A 6219-nucleotide genomic window follows, 5' to 3' on the forward strand; every position below is an offset into this window, starting at 1 on the left:
CTACCGGAATGCCGGCCTCGTGGGCGCCGACCGTTGGTCGGCACACCTCCACCCGTCAATGCGAGCGCTGCACCGCGTAGCGGGCCAGACCGCGCAGGGCGGCCACGGCATCGTTGTCGGCCAGGCCATCGAGCGCGCGCTCGGCGGCTTCGGCGTATTCCTCTGCACGGCGGCGGCTGTATTCCAGGCCGCCGGTGGCGCGGATCGCCGCCAGCACTTCCGGCATCGCCGAGGCATCACCGTCCTGCACGATGGCGCGCAGGCGCTCGCGGGTGGCGTCATCGGAGTGGGCCATGGCGTGGATCAGCGGCAGGGTCGCCTTGCCCTCGGCCAGATCGTCGCCCAGGTTCTTGCCCAGCTCATCGGCGTTGGCCGAGTAGTCCAGTACGTCGTCGGCGATCTGGAACGCGAAGCCCAGGTGCATGCCGTAGTCGAACAGGGCCTGCTGGGTCGCTTCGTCCACGCCACTGGCCAGCGCACCCAGGCGGGTGCCGGCGGCGAACAGCACCGCAGTCTTGCGCTCGATCACGCGCAGGTAGGCGGCTTCGTCGGTATCCGGGTTGTGCACGTGCAGCAGCTGCAGCACCTCGCCCTCGGCGATGCGGTTGGTGGCATCGGCCAGGATCTGCATCACCGACATGCGCTCCAGCTCGACCATCAGCTGGAAGCTGCGCGAGTACAGGAAGTCGCCGACCAGCACGCTTGGTGCATTGCCCCACAGCGCATTGGCAGTGCTGCGGCCACGCCGCAGGCTGGATTCGTCCACCACGTCATCGTGCAGCAGGGTGGAGGTGTGGATGAACTCGATGATCGCCGCCAGCTGGTGGTGGTCCGGGCCGGCGCTGCCGACCGCGTGGCCGGCCAGCATCACCAGCATCGGCCGCAGGCGCTTGCCACCGGCGGAAATGATGTGGTCGGCGATCTGGTTGATCAGCACGACGTCCGAGGACAGACGGCGCCGGATCAGGGCGTCGACGGCGGCCATGTCGGCCGCGGCAAGCGACTGGATCTGGGGCAGGCCCAGGGCGGGACGGGTGTCTTCGGTGATGGTCATGCGATCAGGCTTTCAGGCTCACCTTTGATTATAGGCGCTGGCCGTGAATTCGGGCGCAAAGCGGGCGACCGGGACGCGCTGGCCCGGCAGCGGCCGCCGCCAGCGTGAATACGTATGCAGGCTGCGCCATGCCCGTGAGGCCCCCGCTAAGCTTGCGGGACTTGGTTTTCGGCCCGCTTCCGGCGGGTCCCGCACGCCCGGAGGGGGCTGTCGATGTCGCACTATCCATGGTGGCGCGGAGCCGTCATCTACCAGATCTACCCGCGCAGCTACCTCGACGCCAACGGCGATGGGGTGGGCGATCTGCCGGGCATCATCCAGCGCCTGGACCACATCGCCGCGCTGGGCGTGGATGCGATCTGGATCTCGCCGTTCTTCAAATCGCCGATGGCTGATTTCGGCTATGACATCGCCGATTACCGCGACGTCGACCCGCTGTTCGGCAGCCTGGACGACTTCGACGGCTTGCTGGCCAAGGCGCACGGCCTGGGCCTGAAGGTGATGATCGACCAGGTGCTCAGCCACACCTCGATCGAGCATGCCTGGTTCCGCGAGAGCCGCCAGGACCGCACCAATCCGAAGGCTGACTGGTACGTGTGGGCCGATCCGCGCGAGGACGGCACGCCGCCCAACAACTGGCTGTCGCTGTTCGGCGGCGGCGCGTGGCAGTGGGAGCCGCGCCGTGAGCAGTACTACCTGCACAACTTCCTGGTCGACCAGCCGGATCTGAACTTCCATCACCCGGAGGTGCAGCAGGCCACCCTGGACAACGTGCGTTTCTGGCTGGACCGTGGTGTCGATGGCTTCCGCCTGGATGCGATCAACTTCTGCTTCCACGACGCGCAGCTGCGTGACAACCCGGCCAAGCCGGCGGAGAAGCGGGTGGGGCGCGGCTTCAGTGCGGACAATCCGTACGCCTACCAGTACCACTACTACAACAACACCCAGCCGGAGAATCTGCCGTTCCTGGAGCGCCTGCGTGCGCTGCTGGATCAGTACCCGGGCGCGGTCAGCCTGGGTGAGATCTCCTCGGAGGACTCGCTGGCCACCACCGCCGAGTACACCCGTGATGGCCGCCTGCACATGGGCTACAGCTTCGAGCTGCTGGTGAACGACTACAGCGCGGCCTACATCCGTGACACGGTCTCGCGCCTGGAAGCGGCGATGACCGAAGGCTGGCCGTGCTGGGCGGTGTCCAATCACGATGTGGAGCGGGCGGTCAGCCGCTGGGGCGGCCATCCGGCCGACCCGCGCCTGGCGCGCATGCTGGTGGCGCTGCTGTGTTCGCTGCGTGGTTCGGTCTGCCTGTACCAGGGTGAAGAGCTGGGCCTGGCCGAGGCCGAGGTACCGTTCGAGGCCCTGCAGGACCCCTACGGCATCACCTTCTGGCCGAACTTCAAGGGCCGCGACGGCTGCCGCACCCCGCTGCCGTGGACCGACACGCCGCTGGCCGGGTTCACCGCCGGCCAGCCCTGGCTGCCGATCCCGGCCGAACACCGGGCCGCTGCAGTGGCCGTACAGGAGGGTGATCCGCAGTCGGTACTGGCGGCATTCCGCGCCTTCCTGGCCTGGCGCCGGACCCAGCCGGTGCTGCAGCAGGGTCGCATCCGATTCATCGAAAGCGCCGAGCCAGTGCTGCTGTTCGAGCGTATGCTTGCAGATGAAACCCTCCTGCTGGCCTTCAACCTGTCGGCCGAGGCGGTGAGCCATCCACTGCCGCCGGGCAACTGGCAGCAGGTGGCCGTGCCGGGCCCGGATGCGGGCACGGTGCAGGGCAATGAACTCCAGCTGCCGCCGCGTGCGGTGTATTGCGCCCGACGCAGCTGACCGTTTTCTCCGGTGGCGGTACTTGCGGGGACGGGGCCGAAGTGCCCCGTCCCTTTTTTGTGGGCGCGGTTGCGGCGAATGGGCATCCACGCACGGCGTGGATCTACCGGGGCCGTGTGGGGGTGATCGGCATCCACGCATGGCGTGGATCTACTGATGGGGCGTCGCCGGGTAGATCCACGCCATGCGTGGATGGGCCTTGCCGATGACCCACCGGAGGCCGTCGCGACACTCGCGCAAAAGAAAACCCGCTGCCTGCGCAGCGGGTTTTCGATGGGGTGCCGGCCAGCGGCCGGCACTACCGTGCAGGTCAGAACTTGTAGTTCACGCCCAGCATGTAGGTGCGGCCCCACTCGATGTACTCCAGCGGACGGTCCTTGCTGCCGGCGTAGGTGCGGTACGGCTCGTTGGTCAGGTTGCTGCCCTGAAGCAGCAGGGTCAGTCCGCGCAGCGCGCTGCTGTCGCTGAAGGTGTAGCTGACCTGTGCATCGGTCACGTTCTCGCCGACCACGTAGCGCAGGCTGCGGTTGCCGTTGAAGTTGCCGATCTCGCCGATGAAATCCGAGCGGCGGCGCTGGCTGACGCGTGCTTCAAAGCCGCTGCGTTCGTAGTAGGCGGTGAAGTTGTACACGCGCTTGGACAGGCCCGGCAGGCTGATCGGATCGGTACCCACGCTGGAGGCGCTTTCCGGGTCGAGGATCTTGATGTCGCTGTCGTTGAACGTCGCACTGGCCTGCACGCCGAAGCCACGCAGGCTCTCGGTGAGCATGTCCAGCGGGAACGAGGCGGTCAGCTCCAGGCCCTTCAGGGTGCCGCCCTTGCCGTTCTGCGGCGAGGAGAACGTGCCCGTGGTCAGCACCGGCGAGGTCATGCCCGGCGGTGGTACGTAGCTGCCCAGCAGTGCGGTGAAGTCGTAGTTGTCCACCGATTGCGTGTAGACGTAGCTCTTCAGGTCCTTGTAGAAGATCGCCGCGGCCACATAGGCCTTCTCGCCGAAGTACTTCTCATAGGACAGGTCCAGCGCGGTGGCCCGCCACGGATCCAGCAGCGGATTGCCGCCGCTGCCGCCGGGCCTGCCGGTGGCCGTATCCACGCCGAACTCCAGGCCGGCACGCATCTGGTCCACGCGCGGGCGCGCGACCTGCTTGGCGACAGCGAAGCGCAGCGTCTGCTGGTGCGGGAACATGAAGGCCAGGTTGAGGCTCGGCAGCCAGTCGTTGTAGGTGCGCCCGTTCGAATAGGGCTGCACGTTGCTGCCGGCCGGCTGCGAGCTGTCCCAGTAGCGCGAATCCGAGCTCTGGTCGGTGTGCTGCATCTGCACGCCGACGTTGCCGCGCACGCCGACCACGCCGATATCGGTGTTGATGTTCAGGCGCGCCCACGCAGTGGTGATCTTCTCCTGCACCGTCCACGACTTGGGAATCAGGTAGTCCAGGTTGTCGACCGGGTTGAAGGTCATGTAGCGGGCCACGGCGGCCGGCACGTTCCAGGCCGGAATGGTGCCCAGCCCGGCGAAGCCGAGATTGACCGGACGGTACTGCAGGTCCGCGGCGATGTTGGCATCGCCCTGCGCGCCGAGCAGGATGTTGCCCTCGGACTGGGTCTTCACCTTGCGGCGGTCGGCATAGTTCACGCCGATGTCGATATCCGGCGCCCACGAGGCCATGGCGTCGGGCAGGGCGATGGTCGCGGCGAGCTTGCCGCCCTTCAGGCGGTCTTCCACCTGCGGCACCTTGCCATAGCCGGAGCCGTAGATGGTGTTGGTCAGGAACAGTGCGTCGGGGTTGGAGTAGTTCAGTCCCGGGCTGATCTGCGAGAACCCGTCCTGGCGGATCGTCACGCCGATCGTATCCAGCTGCGGCATCGGGGTCAGCTGCAGGTTGTTTTCCAGGTTCAGCTCGTCGCGCGTGGCCTTGGAGTAGTTCAGGTCGGCGACCAGCTTGACGCCGCTGAAGTTGAACTCGTTGTTCCAGCCGAAGGCATCGATCTTGTCCTTGCGCTTGTTGTACATGCCGCGCACCAGCGGGTACACGCCGCTGGCGGTGCCGCCGGTGAACGAGCCGGTGGCATTGACCTGCGGGTTGCGGACCAGCAGGCCGGGCGTGTAGCCGCCGTTGTAGTTGCTCAGGTTGAGCTCGAACTGGTTGGCGGTATCGATCTGCTCGGCTTCGGTGTGGAACGCATCGAAGGTGCTGGTCCAGCTGTTGTTCGGCCGGAACTGGATCGTGGCCATCACGCCGTCACGCGTGTTGTTGCCGGTGCGGCGCAGCGCCTTGATGCCATCGGAGAAGTAGGTGCCAGCGCCCACACCCGGGCGGTCGCCCTTGTCGGTGTGCTCGGTGGTCCATGGCTCGTACAGGCCGACCTGGTTTTCCTGGATCGGCATGTCGCTGTGCGCGTAGCCGATGGCGATGCCCAGGGTCTTGTCGAGGAACTGGTCGATATAGCTGGCGCTGAAGCGGTTGCCGTACGGATCGACATTGGCTGCCTTGCCGAGCGAGCTCTTCTGGTAGCGGCCGCTGACCGCGATCACGCGCTCGCTGAAGCTGAGCGGGCGTGCGGTCTGCATGTCGATGGTGCCCGACAGGCCCTGGCCGACCAGCGCCGCGTCCGGGGTCTTGTACACGGTCACGCCGTTGACCAGTTCGGACGGGTACTGGTCGAACTCGACGCCACGGTTGTCGCCGGTGCTGACCACTTCGCGGCCATTGAGCAGGGTGGTGGCGAAGTCCGGTGACAGGCCGCGCACGCTGATCACCTGCGCGCGGCCGGCCACGCGCTGTGCGGCCAGGCCGGGCAGGCGCGAGATCGACTCGGCGATGCTGACGTCGGGCAGCTTGCCGATGTCTTCGGCGGAGATCGCTTCGACCACCGAGGTGGCGTCCTGCTTGACTGCAATGGCGCTCTCGATGCCGCGGCGGATGCCGGTGACCTGCACCGTGTCCAGGTCGGTGGCGGCGGTGCCGGCCGGTGTGGTGGTGTTCTGCGTGGACTGTGCCGACGCCAGCGTCGGTGCCAGCACAACGGCCAGCGCGAGACTCAGCGCACTGCGCTTGTGGTTCAACATTTTCCCCTCCCAGGCAATGTTGCAGATCGATTCGTGAGCGTCCCGGAGTGCCCGGAGACGTGCGACGCGGTGGCCGCTGTCGTCGCCGCTATGGTAGGCAGCGCGTTCTTCGCGGGAATCACCCTGCATACGTATTCAATGGCGTCTGCAGGGGTGTAATCGCTTTCAGGCAACACGTGGCAGTGCCGGCCGCTGGCCGGCAATCACGATCACCCGGTTGGCCGCCCCCCGCCCGCCCCAACCGGGGGGTCAAAGCCGCGGGGAACCGCTG

At 66.9% G+C, this 6219-nt stretch carries 3 protein-coding genes; 1 reads left to right on the forward strand and 2 read right to left on the reverse strand.

Going from position 1 to position 6219, the window contains the following annotated elements; genetic code table 11:
* Positions 1–55: 55 nt before the first annotated feature.
* The gene (locus tag ABH900_RS11045) at positions 56–1054 is read right to left on the reverse strand and encodes a polyprenyl synthetase family protein (RefSeq protein ID WP_429622887.1); all 999 of its coding nucleotides are present in this window, start codon (positions 1052–1054) and stop codon (positions 56–58) included.
* 213 nt (positions 1055–1267) lie between these two features.
* On the opposite strand from ABH900_RS11045, the gene ABH900_RS11050 reads away from it, so the two are divergent.
* Positions 1268–2881 carry an alpha-glucosidase gene (locus ABH900_RS11050; protein ID WP_429622888.1) on the forward strand — a complete coding sequence of 538 codons (1614 nt, stop codon included), beginning with the start codon at positions 1268–1270 and terminating at the stop codon, positions 2879–2881.
* Positions 2882–3191: 310 nt separating this feature from the next.
* Here ABH900_RS11050 and ABH900_RS11055 read toward each other — a convergent pair whose 3' ends face one another.
* The gene (locus ABH900_RS11055; protein WP_429622889.1) at positions 3192–5948 is read right to left on the reverse strand and encodes a TonB-dependent receptor; all 2757 of its coding nucleotides are present in this window, start codon (positions 5946–5948) and stop codon (positions 3192–3194) included.
* Positions 5949–6219 lie beyond the last annotated feature (271 nt).

Origin of the sequence: Stenotrophomonas sp. AN71 (assembly GCF_050435725.1) — a bacterium.
Classification (GTDB): Bacteria; Pseudomonadota; Gammaproteobacteria; order Xanthomonadales; family Xanthomonadaceae; genus Stenotrophomonas.

Coding starts and splice junctions, on each gene's coding strand:
- ABH900_RS11045 (WP_429622887.1), bottom strand. CDS start 1,054: ATGACCATCACCGAAGACACCCGTCCCGCCCTGGGCCTGCCCCAGATC.
- ABH900_RS11050 (WP_429622888.1), top strand. CDS start 1,268: ATGTCGCACTATCCATGGTGGCGCGGAGCCGTCATCTACCAGATCTAC.
- ABH900_RS11055 (WP_429622889.1), bottom strand. CDS start 5,948: ATGTTGAACCACAAGCGCAGTGCGCTGAGTCTCGCGCTGGCCGTTGTG.